Genomic DNA, 20,181 nt, shown 5'->3' on the forward strand with positions numbered 1-20,181 from the left:
ATCGCGCGTGGCTAAGCTCGCGCTCATGGAGAGGTTCTCACCGGCTCTGCCACCGGACATCGACGATGTCCCCTCGGCGGTGGGTCTGGACCTACCGCCGGGGCCGGTGGCCGGCCGGCCCTACGCGCTCCCCGCCGACGTGCTCGCCGAACAGTACGGGCCCCTGTTCTACGCCGACTTCACCGGCAGCCGGCGGCTCTATGCGTGCTCCCTGTCGCTGGTCGACGAACTGTGCGACGAGACACGCTTCACCAAGGGCATCACGGTCCGGCTGGACCGCTTCCGGACGCTGGTCGGCAATGGCCTGTTCACGTCGTATCCCGGCGAAAACGGTTGGCAGCAGGCCCATGACGTCCTGATGCCAGGGTTCAGCTTCAGCGGGTTACGCAGCTATCACCCGGCCATGCTCGACATCAACCGCCAGCTCATCGCGCTGTGGGACGAAACCGCCGCAGCGGTCGGGCCGCGGTTGGTTGACGTCGCGGGGGATCTGGCGAAGCTGGCCATGGACACCGTGGGTCTGGCCGGGTTCGGTGCGCGATTCGACTCCTATCGCCAGGACGGGCTGGCCGACATCCCGGCCAGCTTCGCAGCTGCGCTGGCACAGATCCTCTCCCCGGGCGGTGGCGACCGGGCGGTCTTCGCCGCCGAGCGTGACAAGCTGTTCGCCTTCATCGACGAATTGATCGCCGGGCACCGCGCGGGTGCGGTCGATCTGGACGACCTGCTCGCGTTGATGCTCGAACCGGGTGCCGACGGCACGCCTCCTCTCGGGCACGACAGCATCCGCAACCAGATCCTGACCTTCCTGATCGCCGGCCAGGACACCACCTCGACTCTGATGCCGACCGCGCTGTACAGCATCGTCAAGAACCCTGCGGTGCTGCACCGGGCGTGTCTGGAGGTCGACACGGTGTTCGGTCCGGACGATGACCACGTGCCCGCATTCGACGAGATCGGCAAGCTCACCTACGTCCGCCAGATCGTCGACGAGACGCTGCGTCTGTCCCCGCCGGTCCGCGAGTTCGACCGGATGGCATTGGCGGACACCGTCATCGGAGGCCGGTACCCGGTGCGCAAGGGCGAGGTCGTCACGGTGATGACGTCGGCCCTGCACCGGCAGCCAGAGTGGGGTGACAACGTCGACATCTTCGACCCGGACCGGTTCGGGGCCGAGCAGTCCGCCGGACGTCCGGTCAACCTGTTCAAGCCGTTCGGCACCGGGGCGCGGTCCTGCATCGGCCGTCAGTTCGCCCTGCACGAGGCGACCATGGCGCTGGCCACCCTGGTGCACCGGTACCGCTTCCTGGACGCCGAGCACTACCAGCTCCGCACGCACAGCGATCTGTTGCGCAAACCGGTCGGGTTCCATCTCGACCTGGTGCGCCGGACACCCTCGGACCGCAGGCACACCGCGGCGGCGACGCCGGAGGCGGCGCCGGCGACCCGGCCGCGCGCGGTGGCGACACCGGGTTCGAAAGTGACTGTGCTGCACGGCTCGAACCTGGGCAATTGTCGCGCGCTGGCACAGCAGCTGGCCGACGAGGCCACCGACCTGGGTTATCAGACCACCGTGGCTGCGCTCGACACGGCAGCGGGCGCGCTGCCCACCGAGGGGGCGCTGGTGGTGATCGCGGCGTCCTACAACGGGCAACCCACCGACGATGCGCGTCGCTTCGTCGAATGGCTGGACGATCCGGGCACACAGGCCCAACCGACCATCCCGTACGCCATACTCGGTGTCGGCGATCGGAACTGGGCCGAGACCTACCAGAGTATTCCCAAACGCATCGAGCAGCGACTCTCGGAACTGGTTGGCCCACCGGTGATTCCGCGTAGCGAAGCCGATACGTCAGGGGACTTCGCCGGGACTGTGGAAGACTTCTCCGCAGCCCTGTGGGACGCGCTCGCCCCGGCGGCCGGTGCCCAGCTGCCCGCCGACACCACCGACGAACTCCTGTACGAACTGCGCGCTATCGACGGCCCGGTGACGTCGGCGATCGATGCGCGTTTCGAGGTCCAACCCGCGACAGTTCTGGACAACGTGGCGCTGGTCGACCACAGGGACATGGGAAATGCCAAGCGGCTCATTCGGATAGCGCTTCCCGATGGCCTCGGATACCAGACCGGTGATCACCTCACGGTACTGCCCGACAACAGCCCTGAGGTCGTGGACGAGGTCGCGGAGCTGTTGGAGTTGCGGCTCGACCGTCGGATCTCGGTCAATCCGCGGCGCAGCACACGCCGGGCCATCGCCGTCGACCGCGAAGTCAGCGTTCGTGAACTGCTCACCCATTTCATCGAGCTCCGCAAGCCGGCCAGTCGAAGTCAGCTGCTGCGCCTGGCGACAGCCAATCCGTGCCCGCCGGAACGGTCGGCCCTGACCGAACTGGCCGAGCACCCCGAGACCCGTGCCATGTGTATCACCGAATGTATGGCGGAGTTTCCGGCGACCGAGCTGTCGCGTGCCGAACTGCTGGAGTTGTTCGAGCCGATGGCGCCCCGGCACTACTCCATCGCATCGTCGGCCCGTCGGGTGCCGCGTGAGGTCGAACTGGTGGTCAGCGTGCTCGAGGGCCCGGCCCGGTCCGGATACGGCGTCTTCCGCGGGGTGTCATCGAGCTATCTCGCCGATGCGGCACCGGGACAACGGATTCGGATGCGAGTCGACACCGCCCGCCGGGCGTTCCGCGCCGGTGCCGAGCCGGCGAAGAACGTCATCCTGGTCGGTGCCGGGACCGGGGTCGCCCCGTTCCGGGGATTCATCGGGGACCGGCTGGCGGCGCAGGCCGCGGGCGAGCCTTTCACATCGGCATTGTGTTTCTTCGGGGTGCGCCACCCGGATGTCGACTACCTGTTCCGCGACGAATTCGAGGCGGCCGAACGTGCGGGCGTGGTGCGGATGCGCCCGGCCTTCTCGCGGCGGCCCGAAGACGAGATCCGGTACGTCCAGGATCGGATCACCGCCGATGCCGACGAGGTCTGGGCGATGCTGGGCGACCCGGACATGGATGCCCACGTGTACATCTGTGGTGACGGAGCCCGGATGGCTCCCGCGGTGCGCGGAGCCTTCCGCGATATCTACCGTCACCACACCGGGGCCGACGATGCCGCCGCCTCACAGTGGCTCACCGACCTGGTGGGTTCAGATCGCTATGTCGAGGATGTGTGGGCGCAGTAGGGATCAGCCGCCGGTCTAACCGAACTCCAGCAGCCCCATCACCGGGCGTACCCGGTCGAAGATCGGCAGATGCTGCGCCTGCAGTAAGGCGTTGAGGATCCTGCCGCGGCCCGGCGGCATCGGCAGGTCGCGCACCGTCCGGACCCCGGGCACGGTGTTGACGAGGTCGGCGAGTTCGTCCGGGGACAAGGTGAACGGCATGGGAGGCACCCGATAGCGCATCGACGTCGGCATCCCCTTGCGGGTCAGGAAGGCGAAGAACGCCGGCGGCAGGTCAAACATCATCTGTCCGCCCGGAAAGCGTTGCGCGCAGGCACGGATCAGCGACATGGACTCCTCGGGCCGCAGATACATCAGCAGGCCCTCGGCGGTGATGAACACTCCGTGGCTGGTGTCGACACGGTCCATCCAGCTGAAGTCCAGTGCCGACTGGGCGCACTGCGTGACGCGGTCCGGCTTCGGCAGCAGCTTGCTGCGAAGCTCGATCATCGGCTCCAGATCGACTGACAGCCAACGGAACTCATGACCCAGGCCGGCGGCGTCCAGGCGGTAAAAGCTGGTCTGCAGACCCTCGGCCAGTGCCACCACGGTGGCCTTCGGGTGGTCCCGCAGGTAGTTGCCAGTCGTCTGGTCGAACAGCAACGACCGCAGAGGCATGTCCTGGCGGCGGCTGGGGCCGAACTTGGCGAAATCGAAATCGATCGAGTCGACCAATTGCACCGCCATCGGATCATCGATCAGACCGTCGGGGCGGCGCGCCTCATGTGCGCGCACCTGCAGGGTCAGCAGTGCGGTCTCGGAAACTCCGGTGAGCGCACTGCCGCTCACCTTGCCTGAGGTACCCGTCATGGGCGCGAATGTACCCGTGTTCTGCCAGGGGCGGGCTGACACCGTCGACCGCACGCGCAAAGATGTCGTCAACCGCTGACCGGCTCAGCTGGAAGGAGTCTGCCGTGCCTCGCTTTGCCGCCAATCTCTCCATGATGTACGCCGAGCACGACTTTCTCGATCGCTTTGCCGCGGCGGCGGCCGACGGATTCACCGCGGTGGAGTACCTCTTTCCGTATGCCCACCCGGCCGAGCAACTGCGCGCGCGACTCGACGCCCACGGCCTGCGTCAGGTTCTGTTCAACGCGCCACCGGGGGACTTCGACGCCGGGGAACGCGGTACCGCCTCGCTGCCCGGCCGCGAGGCCGAGTTCCGGGACGGGTTCGCCCGCGCCCTGGGCTACGCCGAGGTGCTCAACTGCCCACGCGTGCACGTGATGGCCGGCCTCGTCCCAGCCGGTGCCGTCCGCGAAGAGCGGCTGGCGGTGTGCCGCGACAACCTCACCTGGGCCGCCGATCAGGCCGCGGGCCGCGGCGTCGACGTGCTGATCGAACCGATCAACCAGCGCGACATGCCCGGCTACCTGCTGAGCCGGCAGGACGAGGCCCACCAGATCGTCGGCGGGATCGGGGCACCGAACCTCAAAGTCCAACTCGACCTGTACCACTGTCAGATCACCGAGGGCGACCTGACGATCCGGTTGCGCTCGGACCTTCCGACCGGTCGCGTCGGGCACGTGCAGATTGCCGGAGTCCCCGATCGGCATGAACCGGACAGTGGCGAACTGGCGATCGACCACCTGCTCGCTGTCATCGATGAGACCGGTTACGGGGGCTGGGTGGGCTGTGAGTACCGCCCCGCTGCCGGCACCAGCGCAGGATTGGGGTGGATGCGACGAGCACGCGGGTGACGTCTCAGCGCAGCACCCTGTCCAGGGTGCGCAGGTTTCTGGTGGTCGAGCAGGATTTGTAGCGCGTCTTGCCCATGGTCTTGCCGATCGCACTGGCGAGTGTCGCCGTTCGGGGCACCTGCCAATAGAGCACCCCGTCGCCGCGCTGCACCTTTTCGTCGTCTCCAGGGGGCAGGGCCGCGAGCTCGTCGAGCATTTCGGCGTCGCTGACGAACGTGACGTAGGAGTGGTGGTCAGGGACCTCCCGCTCGAATGGATAACCGGTGGAGATCTTCTGCAGGGTGGGCACGTCGTACACCAGCACCCAGGCTTCGTAGCCGAAGGTGTCTCGGAGGGTGCGCTCGGCCGTGCTGCGGACCTTCGCGGCATCGGAAGTGCTGTCCAGCAAGATATTTCCGCTTGCCAGAATCGTACGAACGTCGCTGAACCCGGCCGCCGTCATGGCCTTCGCGACGTCGGCCATCTTGAGATTGACGCCACCGACGTTGACGCCGCGCAGAAACGCGATGTAGCGGGTCACGGCCTCAGCCTAGTCAGTCACTTCACCGGCAGCTGGTCCAGTTCGGCCTTCGCGGTGGCGGTGATCAGGTTCAGCACCCGCCGGAAGCTGGGGGAGCGCGTCGACACAATCGACGTGTGGTTCTCACCCGGGAGCAACTCGACGGCGGCCCGCCCGCCGCGCTTCTTGAGCGCTGCGACATAGCGTTGCGAGTTTGCCGGTGCGACAACGGTGTCGAGGGATCCATGGATCGCGATCACCGGCACGTTCGGGTCGAGGTTCTGGATCGGATCGACCGAGGCGTACCGCTTCGGCACGTCCGCCGGACGGCCCCCGAGCACCGCGACGATGCGGTTGTCGCCGTGGTTGGCGGCGTAGACCATGTCGAGTGGGCCGGCCAGCGAGATGACCCTGGTCGGCCGGAAGCGAGGCTGGAAGCCGACCTCGTCACCGCGCAGGTCCTGCCGGGTGCTGGCCCACACCGCCAACTGGGCTCCCGCACTGTGGCCGACGACGAGCGCATCCTCAATCGCCAGCTGCGGATACCGCAGGGCCACTTCGGCGACGTAGTCCATGGCGCGCGCCACGTCGTCGAATGTGGTCGGCCATCCGCCGCCCGACCCCAACCTCCGGTACTCGATGTTGTAGACGGCCATGCCACGGCTGCTGAGCTCGCGGGCCAGTCCGGCGAAGACCCCGGCGCCCATGGTGCTCTGCCACCCGCCGCCGTGGATGAGCACCACCAGCGGGACCGAATTGAACGCATGCGTTCCGGCGGGCAGGTACAGGTCGGCCCAGTTCTGGTCGAGGTCACGGCCGGTGGGGTGCGCGTCCGACAGGTAGTGGAGGCGGGTGACAGTCGCGTCGTGCAGGGTGAGCGCCTCGGGAACCACCGTGAGCTCAGCGGACCTCCTCTCGGTCGTCGCCGCTGTCGTCGTGCACGACGGGATGGCCCCGGCGATCAGCAGGGTGGTGAGCACCGTCAGCAGGCGGCGTTTCTGCAGTGGCATCTGGTTGCAGCCGGACCGGTCAGAAGTCCAACACCGTGATGGACGGCCTGATGCGGTGGATCGTGTCGATCCGGTCCGGCCACGATCCGGCGGCCAGCTTGAACAGGCCGCGCCCGGCCTGCATGGGCACGTCCCGGGCAGATTTCACTCCGGGGATGGCTCCCGGCCCGTTCCCTGCCATGGCCAGGCCCTCGTCGGCGGTCAGCGCGAACGGCATCGGCGGCGCGATGTAGCGGTCGGACAGGCGCAGGCCTTTGAGGGTGCGCCGGCTCACCCAGTGCGGAATCGAGTCGAATACCATCCGCCCACCGGGAAAGCGTGCCGCGCAGTCGGCGATCAGGGCGCGCACATCCTCGGGCTCCAGGTACATCAGCAGGCCCTCGGCGGTGATGAACACACCGTCGGCAGCGTCGACATGGTCCATCCAACTGCGGTCGAGCGCCGACTGGGCCAGGGCGACGATGCGGTCGTCATGGGGCAGGAGTTCGTCCCGGATCGCGATGACGGCCGGTAGATCAACTGAATACCAGGTCAATTCGTCGGCCACGCCGGCCTGGTCGAGTCGCCAGAAACTGGTCTGCAGGCCCTCGGCCAATGCCACCACTGCGGACTTCGGGTGCGTCGAGAGGTAGTCGCGGGTCTCGACGTCGAACGTGCGGGCCCGCAGGGCGTGGGTCTGTGTCGGCCTGCCGAACTTGCGGTAGTCGTAGTCGATCGAGTCGCGCAGGGCCACCGCCCACGGGTCGCGGATCACGCCGTCGGACCGTCTGGCCTCCAGACCGCGGTTGCTCAGGGTCCACAGCGACGTCGCCGAGACGCCCTCGAGGATGTTGCCGTCAATCACACTCATCGAACCGATGGTAAAGACGTACGCTCGTCACATGGGGCGCCAGGTTTTCGACGACAAGCTTTTGGCCTTGATCGGCGGTAACTCGATGGGAGTTCTCGCGACGATCAAACAGGACGGTCGTCCGCAGCTGTCGAATGTCTCCTATTACTTCGACCCGCGGGCATTGCAGATCCAGATCTCCGTCGCCGAGCCCCGGGCCAAGACCCGCAACCTGCGACGTGATCCCCGGGCCTCGATTCATGTCAGCTCCGACGACGGCTGGTCCTACGCGGTCGCCGAAGGCAACTCGATTCTCACCCCACCCGCCGCGGCGCCAGAGGACGATACGGTCGAGGGGCTGATTGCCTTGTACCGCAACATCGCCGGCGAGCATCCGGACTGGGATGATTACCGGCGCGCGATGGTCGACGATCGCCGCGTGCTGCTGACCCTGCCGATCACACACGTGTACGGGATGCCGCCGGGCAAGCGTTAGGGCCTGCCTGCGCTCACTGCCCGTCCGGTCGGACTAGGCTGCCCCTATGGCGAGCGACGAAGTGCCGGAAGACGACAACAAGCGCAAGTTCCGCGAGGCTCTCGAGCGTAAGAACGCCAAGGCGGCATCGGGGTCTGCCCACACCGACGGGGGATCCAAACACTCCAAGGCCCACGGCCCCGTCGAGGGTCGGCGGGAGTTCCGTCGCAAGAGCGGCTAGCCCCTAACCCGTTCCGTAGTGCGCAGCGTCGATGGTCAGTCGCGGGCCAGCGCGCGAGCCGCTACGAGGGCGGCCAGCATGACTGCCACGCAGTAGACACCCTGATCCTTCAGGCCCCAGGCGACCGAGGTCAGCGTCGCCGCACCGGCCAGGCACAGCAGCAGGCCCACCGCCGAGCTGCGGATCCCGGGGCCGGCCACCTTGCCGCCGTCCCACAGCGGCAGCGGCGAATTCTCCAGCGGGCGCAGTGCGACGAACGCCATCGCCACCAGTCCGGCCATCAATGCCAACTGCAGCACCGACAGGGCCAGGAATCCGGGGGCCGACGGGTCGTAGCGGTCCAGGCCCAGGTAGTCGAAGACCAGGTGCAGGCCCAGCAGCAGCGGCATGTGCCACAGATACAGCGTCATCGCGCCGGAGTTTCCGATCGCGGTCAGCCACCATACCCGCGGCCGCCGCGCCCACCGGTTGATGGCGGGGGCGGCGGCAATCGCGAACGCGCACATCATGATTGCGTGGCCGGCCAGCAGCAGTGAGGGCGGTGTCATGTTCTTGAGCTGCTGGGTCTCGATGCCGACCAGGCTCAGCTCGTACGGGCCGAAGTACAGCAGCGCCAGGTTCACCCCGAGCATGCCGATCCCGATCTTGCACGCGGCGCCGCTGGACAGCAGGTTCCGTCGGTAGGCGACACCGAACACGCCGGGAATCAGCCACACCACGGTGTTGAGGTAGCCCAGCGAGGCGTAGCCCTCAGTGCTGTCGGCGGTGATCCGGACTGCGTCGATCGTGGCGATGAACGCATAGGTGCCGATCACCGCACCGGCGACCTGGGCGGTGGTGGTGATGCGGGCCAGCAGGGGCACCGCGGCCAGCACCAGGACGTAGGCGCCCAGGAACCACAGCAGCTGGACGGAGATGCCGGCGATGGGTTCGTAGACATGTTCGGGCAGGACGAACCGCAGCACCGCCAGGGTGACAGTCCAGAAGGCCAGGTAGTAGAACACCGGGCGGTAGAGCCGGGTGCAGCGCTTCAGCAGCCAGCCGCCCCAGGAGGAGCCGGGCTTCCAGGACTGCACCGAAGCCGCCACACCGGCGAAGAAGAACAGCGGCATGATCTGGAACACCCAGGTCAGCGCCTGGAACACGGTGGATGCCGTGAGCAGGTTGCTCCAGATGAACACGTCGTCGCGGATCGTGCTGGTCGCCATGACGGTGTGGCCGAACACCACACCGATCAGCGAGACGATCCGGATGACGTCGATGGCCCGGTCCCGGTCAGCGGGGGTCTGGGCCTCCACCTCGGCGGGGGACGGGAACAGCCCGGCCTTTTCGGGGGCTTCTTCGCACGCAACGGTCATGACAGAAACGCTATGGCCCCGAGGTCGCGTAGTCCCTAGGTAGAAATACGGGATTCGCTTCGCCGGAGTAGCAGGGTGATTTGGTTGAGGTAGACGAAGCGTTCGTGGGCGGCCATGGGCCGTTTCGTAGTGGCGGTCATTGTGGCGGCAGTGATAGATCGAACCGTTGGTGTGTTCGACCACCGAGCGTCGAGGTTGGACGATGAAGCCGTGGCCGGGTTTGGGCCCGGAGACCATGTCGACGGCGCCGCTGGCCTTAGCCGCGGCGGTGGTGAGGCCTGCCTGTGTGGCCCTGGTCCACCCACACGTGGCTGATGGTCGGCGTAATCGGCTTCGCCTTGGGCAGCAGCGTGGGAATGCGGCACGGTCCGCCACGTCGGCCGCGGCGACCAGAACACAGGTGGTGCCGACGAGTGCATGGCGTTTGACTCCGTCGACTTTCTTAGCCTCGTCGAACTCGCGCGGTCCGGCCACTGGGGACGCCTTGATGCCGGGAAAAACCATCACCGCTGCGGTCGGCCTGCGCCGGCGATCGGGTGCGGATATCTCCGCGGCAAAGGATTGGCGCCCAGATGCCGTCGGTGCCGCTGACCGGGTCTGTGGTCACGTGACTATCGATATTGATCATCCGTACCATGGGCGTTCGCGCTGGCCAGGGCACTTGTCGGTGGTGTGTGAGACGTTGATCAGTGATGGCGCGTCACACCACATTCCGGTTCTGTCTCGATCCCACGGTCGAGCAGTACGAGGTGCTGGCACGTCATGGCGGGGCAGCGGCGCACGCTGAATGGTAGCGACGCCGCTCGACCCGTTAACCCTTCTAGTGCGCAACCGCCTTCTCAGCGCCCACACCCGTCAGCGACCGCACTTCCATCTCGGCGTTGAGCTCGGGGTCCCCGGTGTCGGGAGAGGTGAGCGTGCCGATGATGCCGAGCGCGAAGGCCAGCGGGATCGACACGATGCCCGGATTGGCCAGCGGGAAGAAGTCGAAGTCCGCGCCCGGGATCATCGCGGTCTTGCTGCCCGACACGGCCGGGGAGAACACGATCAGCACAATGGTCGAGATCAGCCCGCCGTACATGCTCCACAGCGCGCCGCGGGTGTTGAACCGCTTCCAGTACAGCGAGTACACGATGGTCGGCAGGTTGGCCGCGGCCGCCACGGCGAACGCCAGCGCCACCAGGAAGGCGATGTTCTGGCCGTTGGCCAGGATACCGAGGCCGATGCCCAGCAGGCCGAGCACCACCGCGGTGATGCGCGACACCCGAACCTGCTCACTCTCGGTCACCTTGTGCGACTTCATGACTGATGCGTACACGTCGTGGGCGAACGAGGCCGACGCCGTGATGGTCAGGCCCGCGACCACCGCCAGGATGGTGGCGAAGGCCACCGCGGAGATGACGCCGAGCAGGATGACGCCGCCGAGTTCGAAGGCCAACAGTGGTGCGGCGGCATTCTGTCCACCCGCGGCGGCCAGGATGCGGTCTGGCCCGACAATCGCTGCCGCGCCGTAGCCCAGCACCAACGTGAACAGGTAGAAGGCGCCGATCAGGGCGATCGCCCAGACCACCGAGCGCCGGGCTTCCTTGGCGGTGGGCACCGTGTAGAACCGCATCAGCACATGCGGCAGGCCCGCGGTGCCCAGCACCAATGCCAGGGCCAGCGAGATGAAGTTGATCTGCGAGGTGAGCGAACCGCCGTACTGGGCGCCCGGGGCCAACACGTCGCGACCCGAGACGGCGGTACTGGTCGAACCCGAGATGGCGGATTGCGCCGAGCCGAGGATGTCGGAGAAGTTGAGTCCGAACTTGGCCAGCACCATCACGGTCATGAATGCGGCGCCCGCGATCAGCAGCACGGCCTTGATGATCTGCACCCAGGTGGTGCCCTTCATGCCGCCGACCAGAACGTAGACGATCATCAGCACACCGACCACGGCGATGACGACGGACTGTCCGGTCCGGCTGTTGATGTTGAGCAGCAGCGCCACCAATCCGCCGGCACCGGCCATCTGGGCCAGCAGATAGAACAGCGACACCGTCATGGTGGAGGTGGCGGCGGCCAACCGCACGGGTTTCTGCTTGAGCCGGAAGCTCAGCACGTCCGCCATGGTGAATTTGCCGGTATTGCGCAGCAATTCGGCCACCAACAGCAGGGCCACCAGCCAGGCGACCAGGAAACCGATAGAGTAGAGGAAGCCGTCGTAGCCGTAGACGGCGATCGCGCCGGCAATGCCGAGGAAGCTGGCCGCCGACAGGTAGTCGCCGGCGATGGCGATGCCGTTCTGCGGTCCGGAGAAGGCTCGCCCCCCGGTGAAGAATTCGTCGGCGGTGGCGTTGCGCTTGCTGGCCCGGATCACCACGAACAGGGTGACCAGGACGAATACCCCGAAGATGGCGATGTTGGCGACGGGGTTGCCGACGGTCTCGGCGGCGAGGTACGTGGTCGACATCAGGCCGTACCCTCCAGCTCTTCGCGGATGGCGGTGGCCCGCGGGTCGAGTTCCCGATTGGCGAAGCGCACGTAGAGCCCGGTGATGAGGAACGTGGTCAGGAACTGGCCCAGCCCGACCAGCAGACCGACGTTGATGTTGCCGAACACCCGGACGGCCATGAAGTCGTGGGCGAATGCGCCGAGGGCGACGTAGAGGGCATACCAGATCAGGAAGAATGCGGTCATCGGAAAGACGAAGCGGCGCAGGCGGGTACGCAATTCCTGGAACTCAGGGCTTGCCTGCGTGGCGAGGAACCGTTCCCCGGTGGGGATAGTCCTCTCGGGAAGGTCGGTTTCGGTCACCCGAGGACTCCTGACAATTGACTGTGGGATAGCGGAGAACCTAATTGAGAGCTGGGTCACATGCGATGGGTATCGCGGTCGATACGCCGAGTTCGGTCATCGCTGCGCTGAGCGGTCGGTCGGGGAGGCTGAGCGGCGGGAAGCTCAGCCTGCGGGTACGCGCTCGACGCCCAGGCCGAGGCGCTCCGGAACGTGCATGCGGGCGAAGATCTGCGCGACGCCGGGGGTGGGTCGGGTGAACAGGCTGACGGCGATCATCGTGAGGAAGGCGATCGGCACGCTGACCGCCGCGGGGTAGCCCACCATGACCGCGGGCCATCCGCCGAGTACATCGTCGTCGACTCCGCCGCTGATCGCCACGAGCACCGCGCCGCCGCACACACACCCGCCCACCACGAGCCCGCAGGCCGCGCCGATCGCCGTCAGGCCCCGCCACCAGATCCCGAGCACCAGCAGCGGGCACAACGTCGACGCCGCGACGGCGAAGGCCAGTCCGACGCTGCGGGACAACTCGAGTCCGGAAACCATCAGGGACAACGGAATCGGGATCAGCCCGCCTACCACCGCGGCGATCCGGAAGTCGCGGACCCGGCCGCGCAGCACATCGGTGGCCAGGGCGCCGGCGATGCTGATCAGCAGCCCCGAGGAGGTGGCCAGGAAGGCCGCGATGGCGCCTGCGGCCACCAGGGCGGCCAACAGTTGGCCGCCGATTCCTCCGACGGCGGCGCCCGGCGCCAAAAGTACTGCAGCGTCGGCAGTTCCGGTGATGAGTAGCTGCGGGACGTACAACCGGGAGAAGACCCCCAGCAGGATCGGGAAGAAGTAGAACACTGACAGCAGTGCCACCACCGCCAGCGCGGTGCGCCGGGCGGCCCGCCCGTCGGGGTTGGTGTAGAAGCGGACCAGCACGTGCGGCAGACCCATGGTGCCCAGGAACGTCGCGACGATGATGGACAGCACCTGATAGAGCGGATGTCCGCCGCCGAGGCCCCCGCCCGAGGAGACCCACTCACTGCCGGTGCCCGGCGTGCCGGCCACCACGGGCGTGGCCGCGCCGGCCGCCAAGGTCAGCGTGGTGCCTGCGCCGAGGGCGTGCTGCCCGGGCGCGGTGATCGTGGCGGACTCGACGTGGCGGCCGTCCAGATCGCCGGACACGGTGATGCCGGCCGGTTCGATCACCTGGACCACCACTGCGGCCTCGATCTGCACCGTGGTCTGCTGCTGCACGGTGGGCGGCAGCGGGCCGCCCAATTCGCCGCCGTCATTGATGAACAACCCGAGCAGTGCCAGGGCCGGGACCGCGATGGCGGTGAGCTTGAGCCAGTACTGGAAGGCCTGCACGAACGTGATCGACCGCATACCGCCGGCCACCACATTGGTGATGACGATCGCGGCGACCAGTAGCGGACCGGTCCAGACCGGAACGCCCAGAAGCGTTTTCAGGGCGAGCCCGGCCCCCTGGTACTGCGGGGCCAGATAGAACAGGCAGATCACCACGACGACGAGCATGGCCACCTTGCGCAGGCGCGCCGAGCCGAGCCGGAATTCGGCGAAATCAGGGACGGTGTACGCCCCCGACCGCCGTAGCGGTGCGGCCACGAACAACAGCACACCCAGATAGCCCGCGGTGAAACCGACCGGGTACCACAGCGCGTCGGCACCGTATTTCGCGATCAGCCCGGCCACCCCGAGAAATGAGGCAGCGGAGAGGTATTCGCCGGAGATGGCGGCGGCATTCCACTGCGGGCCGACGCTGCGCGAAGCCACCAGGAAGTCGGAGGTGGTGCGCGACAACCGGAGTCCGTAGGCGCCGATGGCGATGGTGGCCACCGCGGAGGCGAGCAGCGCGGCGGCGGTCAGCGGTGCGCCGGTCATGGCTCGCTGTCGACGACCCGGACGAAGTCCCGCTCGCCCTGCTCGGCCAGCCGCACATACAGCCGCCCCACGCCGTACAACAGCGGGTACAGCAGCCCGCCCAGGATCAGCCAGTTGAGCCGGATGCCGAACACCGTGAGCGCGGCCAGATCCGGTACGGCGGCATTGACCAGCACGAGTGCGACCACGACCGTGATCACCACCGCGGCCAGTCGCACAGCGAGTCCCAACTGGGTGCGCACCAGGCCGCGTACCAGTGCGTCGCCCACCTGGGTCTGCTCGGCCACCTCGATGCGGGTGCGCACCATGCGGGTACCGCGCCGGTGCGCCAGCACGATCCGTTCCCGTTGCGGGGTGGACCCGTCACTCATCGCTGCCCGCCGGCTTGAGGGAGCGCATCGGATCGCGGACCAACCGGTCGCGGAGTTCGCGAGCCTGGCGCCGGCTCACCGGAAGTTCCACGGCGGGGGAGGTTCCGTTGGCGCGTAACCGCACCAGCACCGCGCCGTCGGCCGTGCGCAGCCCGGTGACCTGCCGCAGTGACACCAGGTACGACCGGTGGATGCGTTGGAATCCGTGATCACGCCAGCGGATTTCCAAGGTGCTCAACGGGATTCGCACCAGATGGGCGCCGGTTGTCGAGTGCAGACGCGCATAGTCACCCTCGGCTTCGACCCACCCGATACTGTCGCGGGGCACCAGGTGGGTGATGCCGCCCAGTTCGGCGGGGACCACATTCCAGTCCTGGTCGTCGGGCTGGGGCGTGGCCGGTGTCTTCGGCGCTGTCGAGACAACGCGGCGTACCGCCTCGTCCAGTCGGTCCTGCCGGATCGGCTTGAGCAGATAGTCGACCGCGCCGACGTCGAAGGCCGCCACCGCCTTGTCCTCGTGGGCGGTCACGAACACCACGGCGGGCCGGTGCGCGTAATTGGCCAGCACCCCGGCCAATTCGATGCCGGACAGACCGGGCATGTTGATGTCGAGGAACACCGCGTCGATGGTGTGCTGGTTGAGTTCGCGCAGCGCCGAGGTGGCGTCGGAGGCAGAGTGAACCTCGCCGACGTCGGGGTGCCGGCCCAGCAGATAGGCCAGTTCGTCGAGTGCGGGTGCCTCGTCATCGACGGCCAGCACGGTCAGGTTGGAGCTCACCCCACCGCACCTCCACCGGCTCGGACCCCTGAGCGGAACTTCGGTACGCGCATCACCACTTTGGTGCCCGCCCCGACCGCTGTCTCGACCACAAGACCGTAATCGTTGCCGAATGCCGCGCGCAGCCGATGGTCCACATTCGTCAACCCGACGTGGGCGGATTCACCGGTGCGATCGGCCAGTGCGTCGCCGGGGCCGGCGCGCAGCGTGTCGGGATCCATGCCGGTGCCGTCGTCCTCGACCGTGATCACGCATTCGGTGCCCGCGTCGCGGGCCACGATCTCCACCGATCCGCCGCCGTTGCCGGCCAGCCCGTGCCGCACTGCGTTTTCCACCAGGGGTTGCAGCGCCAGGAACGGCACCACGACATTGAGCACCTCGGGAGCCACCTGAAGTCGCACCCGCAGATTGGTGCCGAACCGAGCCCGCTCCAAGGTCAGGTAGCGGTCGATGTTGCGAAGCTCGTCGGCCAGCGTCGTGTACGGGCCGGCCGCGCGGAACGAGTATCGGGTGAAATCGGCGAATTCCAGGATGAGTTCGCGGGCCCGGTCCGGGTCGGTGCGGACGAACGAGGCAATCGTGTTGAGCGCGTTGTAGATGAAGTGTGGACTGATCTGAGCGCGCAACGCCAGCACCTCGGCCCGATCCAGGCGGGCGCGCGAAGCGTCGAGTTCGGCGAGTTCGATCTGGCTGGCGGCGTAGCGGGCCACCTCACCGACCGCGCCGAGCATGCCCGGGCCCGGGCTGGCCGGGGCCAGCACCACCAGTGCGCCGAGCACCTCGCCGCCCTCGGTCAGCAGCGGCTGTGCCACGACAGCCGTCGACCGTGCGGTGTGCAGTACCCGGCGACCCGCATTGATCGACTCGCGGGCGGTGTCGGCGCAGACCTCGACGGTCCCCGACTGCCAGATGGCCTCGTCGTCGTGATCGCGGGCCAGCAGGGCGGCGTCGTCGTCGAACAGCGCGAGCCCCGCGGTGCCGGTCAGCTCGCGCAGGTACGGCGCGGCAGTCTGCGCGGATTCGGTGTCCAAACCTTGGCGCAGCGCCCGGGCGGCCTGCGCGGCGGTGTGCAGTGCGGTGTGCACGGCGCGTTCCGTGGGGGTGGCCACCACCCGTCGGGTGCGCACCACGACGACGGTGGCGACTGCCGCCAGGATCAGCGCCAGGGCCAGCGCGACTGCAACCTCGCCGGACATCGTGGGCCAACCTTAAACCGGCTACTGAACGGGGCAGGCGTACTTTCTGGCCACGTCGTACACCCGCTGCTCCGAACCGGGGCCGAAAACGCCCTGTGCAGCCAGTTCCCAACTGATGTAGCCCGGTATACCGCCCTGGCAAGCCTGGTGGGCGACGCGCCATGCGGTATCGGGATTCAGGTGGAATCCGTTGCGCTCCAGGCCCTGCATGTATTCGTCGAACGCCGGGGTGCCCTGGTCGGGGATGGCGTTGGCCGTGGCGGCCAAGGCGATCGCGGTAATCACCGCTGCAAATAGAGGTGCAACGACGCGTCTCATGTCCATCTCCTACAGGCATACCCACCGGTTGTCGCATCTACGTTCGCACACTGGGCTGACAGAGGCGTCGAAAACCTCTGTAGTCCTAGACTGGCGACGTGGGAAAACTGCAGCTGGTCCAAGATCCCGAAGCCGACGCTCTACTGGAGTCCAACCCGTTCGCGCTGCTGGTCGGGATGCTGTTGGACCAGCAGATTCCGATGGAGACGGCGTTCGCCGGGCCGAAGAAGATCGCCGACCGTCTCGGTGACGTCGACGCCCGCGAGATCGCCGACTACAACCCGGACGAGTTCATCGCGTTGGTTTCGCAGACCCCTGCCATCCACCGGTTTCCGGGGTCGATGGGCAAGCGGGTGCAGGACCTCGCCCGGGTCATCGTCGACGAGTACGACGGCGACGTGACGGCCCTGTGGACCGACGGCGACCCCGACGGCAAAGAGGTGTTGCGCCGGCTCAAGCGGCTGCCCGGATTCGGCGACCAGAAGGCGCGAATCTTCTTGGCGCTGTTGGGCAAGCAGTACGGGGTGACACCTGCGGGTTGGCGTGAGGCCGCGGGGGATTACGGCACGGCCGGCAGCTTCAGGTCGGTGGCCGACGTCGTGGACCCCGGGTCGTTGCAGAAAGTGCGTAGCTACAAGAAACAGATGAAGGCCGCGGCCAAGGAAGCCAAGGGTTAGCCGAACCGGCGTTGATCTAGAAGGCAGGCCCGTCGAATCGTTCGCGACTGGCGATCTCTGCCACCGGATTGCGCTTGAGCTTGGTGACCTGGCGTACCGGCTTGCCCAGCGGCAGCACCGCGGCGATCGCGAACGGGTCGGGTATCCCGAGCAAGGCCTTGACTCCGGGTTCCTCCGCCACGGCCATGGTGGTCAGCACGCCGCCGTACCCTTCGTTGCGCGCCGCCAGCAGGATGTTCCACACGAACGGATACACCGAGGCCCCGGACACCACGCCGATGCGGTCGAGATCCTGGTCGATCGCCGCGACCACGCCGAGGTCGACGCAGACCACCAGCACCACGGCGGCGTCAAGGAGCAGGGTGGCCCGCGGAACCTGCACGGCGGCCACCTCGTCGGCTGATACGCCGATGGGATGCACCGGATTCCACGGGCTCTCACCATTGCGCTGTTGGGCGAGGTAGCGGCGCGCTCCGGTGACGCTCAGATCGACAAGGGACTCGCGGGTGTCCCGATCGCGAATCACCACGACACGCGTGCCCTGTCGATTGCCGCCGCTAGGCGCGAACCGGGCGTTGTCGAGGATCCGTTCCAGCACATCGTCGGGCAGGGGTTCGGCGGTGAACTCGCGGGTGGCCCCGGTCGTGCGCATGACGTCGTACACGTCCATGACGAGATCCTTTTGTCGGGAGACGAGCTATGCAATGGTGAACATATGGCGAAGACACATCTGAACTGCCCGTGCGGAGAAGCGATCAGCGGGACCGACGAGGACGACCTGGTCGAGAAGGCCCAGGTGCATCTGGCTCAGCAGCACCCCGGGCGGGAGTACGACCGTGAAATGATCCTGTTCATGGCCTACTGAGCCGCAATTTCCCTCTCCTGACAAAATTCCCGGTCGCCAGCCATGAGGCAAGCGACCGGGAATTTCGTTTCCCCATTATTCATATGGTGTGGTCAGGGCACCACCGTGGATCCGATGGTGGGCATGAACTGGCACTGCATCTCGGTCGTCGTGACCTGTCCGAAGATCGTGGTCATGATGCTGCCGGAACCGGTATCGGCGATCGCGGTCAGCGTGGTCGGACCCTCGGGGTTGATGTCCGAGCGCGGCTGCAGTGTCACGCTGCCGGACTTGCCCGTCGTCAGGTTCACCCACGTGGCGTTGAGCGGAAGCTTCTGCTCGGCGGCGGGGGCGGGGGTGCCGATCGCGGTGAACACGTACGCGGTCTGGCCTGGTTGGGGGCCGGGCAGCGGGATCGAGGCCGGGCCCGCCACTGAAATCGCCGTGGCCAGAACGTTTCCGCCGTCCTTGAGGCATCCATTGCCGATCGACGGATACATGAAGTCCTGCTTCGTCGGCGTGTTGGGCCCGAATCCCGGGGCGGGAGCCGGGGCACCCGCCGCGGCAGCCTCAGGCGCGGGTGCCGGTGCCGGTGCGGGGATGGTGACCGCGGCCGGGACCGCCCCCGGAGCGGGTGCGGGGGCGGGCGACGCTTCCGGGGCCGGGGCCGGGGCCGTTACGGCTTCGGGTGCCGGAGCCGGAGCCGGAGCCGGCAGCGCCTCGGGGGCCGGCCCGGCCGCATGGGCCGGGTCGACACCCATCGGCAGGTGCGCGTCGCTGCCGGCGCCCAGAGCAGGAACATGCTCTGGTGTGGCGACGGGCTGCGCCGCGAAATGGTTGACCGCCGTCGCGACATTGCGGGATTCAGCCGATTCCGATTTGTTGGCAGCGAACGCTTGCGCGGCCGCCATCAACAGCTGCACGGCGCCCCCGGGATCGGCTGCGGCCTGCTGAATGATCGGGCTCAGACTCTCCATCGCCGGCAGACCGGGTGCCTGCACCGCGTCGATCGGCAGCGGCGCCGGATCGGCGTTCGCTACGGCGCTGCTGAACAGCAACAGGGCGGTGGACCCGATTGCAGCGGCGGTGCCGAACATCGTTTTCAGGGGCATACGCGGTGTCATGGCTTTCCAAATCGTTTCGGGCGGTCAGACCAGTTCGGGGATCAGGGCAGGCCGGCAGTCAGCAGCGGTGCCAGTGCCGCGATCTCGGGGTTGAACGCGGCCGGAGCGGCGGCGGCAGGAGCCGCAATCGCCGGCGCTGCTGCCGCGGCGGGGGCCAACGGGGCCGCCGCAGCGGGCAGGGCGGCCTGAGCTGCGACCGGAGCCAGCGAGGCCAGATCACCCGGGATGTTCACCTTCTGCGGCAGCGAGAAGGGCATCCCGGGCACCTGTGGGATGGTGACCTCGGCCGACGGAATCAGCGATGCCGGGCCGGTGACGGGCGCCGTCGGGACCGTTGCGGCCGGGGCGGCAACGGGTGCGGTCGGCAAGCCCGGCACGAACGATCCCAGGGGTGCGTTGGCCGCTGCCGGTGAGACGGCGGTCGGTGCCTGCGGCAGCGTCACCGACGCGGTGGCCGACGGAACCGGCGCCGGTGCGGCGGCAGGGGTGCCGGTCAGTGCCGAGCTCACGCCTTGCAGCAGTTGCGGCGCGGCGGCCGGCACGCCGGCGAGTTGGTTGACGATCGGCAGGTTCGGCGCCGGGACCGGGGCGGGGGCCACCGGTTCGGCGTTCGCTGTGGCGCTGAGGGCCAACGCGACCGGGACTGCGCCGGCGGCCGCGATCATGCTGGTGGAAAGTGCTTTCCAGGTGAAGATCATGGTTCTCCCAATCGGTTGCTAACACGTCTGAAGGTGAAACTATCGAGTTACCGGTGGGACTCAAGTGACACGTGTGGCATTTATTCAACCGTTACTGCGCTGGTCGAATTCGTTACCGGGCAGTGCCCCGGGCGTGATGTGGCGCCCCGAATGTCACGCTGGAGTGACGGTC

General features: G+C 67.5%; 22 protein-coding genes. 7 read left to right on the plus strand and 15 right to left on the minus strand.

Annotated features, from left to right (window positions below):
* The first annotated feature begins 25 nt into the window (after positions 1-25).
* Positions 26-3,181: a bifunctional cytochrome P450/NADPH--P450 reductase gene (locus G6N44_RS24255; protein ID WP_163668451.1), complete on the plus strand. Its 3,156-nt coding sequence runs from the start codon at positions 26-28 to the stop codon at positions 3,179-3,181.
* A 15-nt stretch (positions 3,182-3,196) separates the two neighbouring features.
* Here G6N44_RS24255 and G6N44_RS24260 read toward each other — a convergent pair whose 3' ends face one another.
* Positions 3,197-4,030, minus strand: a complete 834-nt coding sequence (locus tag G6N44_RS24260) for a class I SAM-dependent methyltransferase (protein ID WP_163668453.1) — start codon at positions 4,028-4,030, stop codon at positions 3,197-3,199.
* 104 nt (positions 4,031-4,134) lie between these two features.
* Between G6N44_RS24260 and otnI the strand changes: the two genes are divergently transcribed.
* Positions 4,135-4,920, plus strand: a complete 786-nt coding sequence (gene otnI, locus G6N44_RS24265) for a 2-oxo-tetronate isomerase (protein ID WP_163668455.1) — start codon at positions 4,135-4,137, stop codon at positions 4,918-4,920.
* Positions 4,921-4,924: 4 nt separating this feature from the next.
* Here otnI and G6N44_RS24270 read toward each other — a convergent pair whose 3' ends face one another.
* Genes G6N44_RS24270 through G6N44_RS24280 form a run of 3 tightly spaced genes read right to left on the minus strand, consistent with a single transcriptional unit; the run spans position 4,925 to position 7,279 of the window.
* Positions 4,925-5,440, minus strand: a complete 516-nt coding sequence (locus tag G6N44_RS24270) for a DUF1697 domain-containing protein (RefSeq protein WP_163668457.1) — start codon at positions 5,438-5,440, stop codon at positions 4,925-4,927.
* Positions 5,441-5,457: 17 nt separating this feature from the next.
* A complete protein-coding gene (locus G6N44_RS24275; protein ID WP_163668459.1) occupies positions 5,458-6,429 on the minus strand; it encodes an alpha/beta hydrolase family protein in 972 nt (323 codons plus the stop codon).
* A 19-nt stretch (positions 6,430-6,448) separates the two neighbouring features.
* The gene (locus G6N44_RS24280; protein WP_163668460.1) at positions 6,449-7,279 is read right to left on the minus strand and encodes a class I SAM-dependent methyltransferase; all 831 of its coding nucleotides are present in this window, start codon (positions 7,277-7,279) and stop codon (positions 6,449-6,451) included.
* A gap of 31 nt (positions 7,280-7,310) precedes the next feature.
* On the opposite strand from G6N44_RS24280, the gene G6N44_RS24285 reads away from it, so the two are divergent.
* Positions 7,311-7,754 carry a PPOX class F420-dependent oxidoreductase gene (locus G6N44_RS24285; RefSeq protein ID WP_163668462.1) on the plus strand — a complete coding sequence of 148 codons (444 nt, stop codon included), beginning with the start codon at positions 7,311-7,313 and terminating at the stop codon, positions 7,752-7,754.
* 46 nt (positions 7,755-7,800) lie between these two features.
* On the plus strand, positions 7,801-7,974 hold the full coding sequence (locus G6N44_RS24290; protein ID WP_163668464.1) for a DUF5302 domain-containing protein: 174 nt from the start codon (positions 7,801-7,803) through the stop codon (positions 7,972-7,974).
* 35 nt (positions 7,975-8,009) lie between these two features.
* Here the strand turns inward: G6N44_RS24290 and G6N44_RS24295 are convergent, their stop codons facing one another.
* A complete protein-coding gene (locus G6N44_RS24295) occupies positions 8,010-9,332 on the minus strand; it encodes an acyltransferase family protein (protein ID WP_163668466.1) in 1,323 nt (440 codons plus the stop codon).
* Between the two features lie 692 nt (positions 9,333-10,024).
* Between G6N44_RS24295 and G6N44_RS29925 the strand changes: the two genes are divergently transcribed.
* Positions 10,025-10,126: a helix-turn-helix domain-containing protein gene (locus tag G6N44_RS29925; RefSeq protein WP_163668468.1), complete on the plus strand. Its 102-nt coding sequence runs from the start codon at positions 10,025-10,027 to the stop codon at positions 10,124-10,126.
* 26 nt (positions 10,127-10,152) lie between these two features.
* On the opposite strand, the gene G6N44_RS24305 is transcribed toward G6N44_RS29925, so the two are convergent.
* From G6N44_RS24305 to G6N44_RS24335, 7 genes are all read right to left on the minus strand, one after another.
* The gene (locus tag G6N44_RS24305) at positions 10,153-11,784 is read right to left on the minus strand and encodes a monocarboxylic acid transporter (RefSeq protein WP_163668470.1); all 1,632 of its coding nucleotides are present in this window, start codon (positions 11,782-11,784) and stop codon (positions 10,153-10,155) included.
* Positions 11,784-12,128: a DUF485 domain-containing protein gene (locus G6N44_RS24310; protein ID WP_163668472.1), complete on the minus strand. Its 345-nt coding sequence runs from the start codon at positions 12,126-12,128 to the stop codon at positions 11,784-11,786. The genes G6N44_RS24305 and G6N44_RS24310 overlap by 1 nt, the downstream gene beginning before the upstream one ends.
* A gap of 144 nt (positions 12,129-12,272) precedes the next feature.
* On the minus strand, positions 12,273-14,003 hold the full coding sequence (locus G6N44_RS24315; RefSeq protein ID WP_163668474.1) for a sodium/solute symporter: 1,731 nt from the start codon (positions 14,001-14,003) through the stop codon (positions 12,273-12,275).
* Positions 14,000-14,374 (minus strand): hypothetical protein, encoded by a 375-nt coding sequence (locus tag G6N44_RS24320; RefSeq protein WP_163668476.1) that lies wholly within the window; start codon positions 14,372-14,374, stop codon positions 14,000-14,002. Before G6N44_RS24320 ends, G6N44_RS24315 begins: the two co-directional genes overlap by 4 nt.
* Positions 14,367-15,152: a LytR/AlgR family response regulator transcription factor gene (locus tag G6N44_RS24325; RefSeq protein ID WP_163668478.1), complete on the minus strand. Its 786-nt coding sequence runs from the start codon at positions 15,150-15,152 to the stop codon at positions 14,367-14,369. Before G6N44_RS24325 ends, G6N44_RS24320 begins: the two co-directional genes overlap by 8 nt.
* Entirely contained in the window at positions 15,149-16,348 is a 1,200-nt protein-coding gene (locus tag G6N44_RS24330) for a sensor histidine kinase (protein WP_163668480.1), read from the minus strand. The genes G6N44_RS24325 and G6N44_RS24330 overlap by 4 nt, the downstream gene beginning before the upstream one ends.
* 21 nt (positions 16,349-16,369) lie before the next feature.
* Positions 16,370-16,672 (minus strand): DUF732 domain-containing protein, encoded by a 303-nt coding sequence (locus G6N44_RS24335; protein WP_163668482.1) that lies wholly within the window; start codon positions 16,670-16,672, stop codon positions 16,370-16,372.
* A 92-nt stretch (positions 16,673-16,764) separates the two neighbouring features.
* On the opposite strand from G6N44_RS24335, the gene G6N44_RS24340 reads away from it, so the two are divergent.
* On the plus strand, positions 16,765-17,343 hold the full coding sequence (locus tag G6N44_RS24340) for an HhH-GPD-type base excision DNA repair protein (RefSeq protein ID WP_163668484.1): 579 nt from the start codon (positions 16,765-16,767) through the stop codon (positions 17,341-17,343).
* Between the two features lie 16 nt (positions 17,344-17,359).
* Here G6N44_RS24340 and G6N44_RS24345 read toward each other — a convergent pair whose 3' ends face one another.
* Complete coding sequence (locus G6N44_RS24345) at positions 17,360-18,013, minus strand: nitroreductase family protein (protein WP_163668486.1); 654 nt, start codon at positions 18,011-18,013, stop codon at positions 17,360-17,362.
* A 45-nt stretch (positions 18,014-18,058) separates the two neighbouring features.
* On the opposite strand from G6N44_RS24345, the gene G6N44_RS24350 reads away from it, so the two are divergent.
* Positions 18,059-18,208, plus strand: coding sequence for a DUF1059 domain-containing protein (locus tag G6N44_RS24350; RefSeq protein WP_163668488.1), 150 nt, complete (start codon positions 18,059-18,061; stop codon positions 18,206-18,208).
* Between the two features lie 92 nt (positions 18,209-18,300).
* Here G6N44_RS24350 and G6N44_RS24355 read toward each other — a convergent pair whose 3' ends face one another.
* Both G6N44_RS24355 and G6N44_RS24360 read right to left on the minus strand, forming a co-directional pair.
* Positions 18,301-19,299: an Rv1157c family protein gene (locus tag G6N44_RS24355; RefSeq protein ID WP_163668489.1), complete on the minus strand. Its 999-nt coding sequence runs from the start codon at positions 19,297-19,299 to the stop codon at positions 18,301-18,303.
* A gap of 53 nt (positions 19,300-19,352) precedes the next feature.
* Positions 19,353-20,009, minus strand: coding sequence for a hypothetical protein (locus G6N44_RS24360; RefSeq protein ID WP_163668491.1), 657 nt, complete (start codon positions 20,007-20,009; stop codon positions 19,353-19,355).
* Positions 20,010-20,181 lie beyond the last annotated feature (172 nt).

The sequence above is a fragment of the Mycolicibacterium alvei genome (genome assembly GCF_010727325.1).
GTDB classification, from domain to species: domain Bacteria; phylum Actinomycetota; class Actinomycetes; order Mycobacteriales; family Mycobacteriaceae; genus Mycobacterium; species Mycobacterium alvei.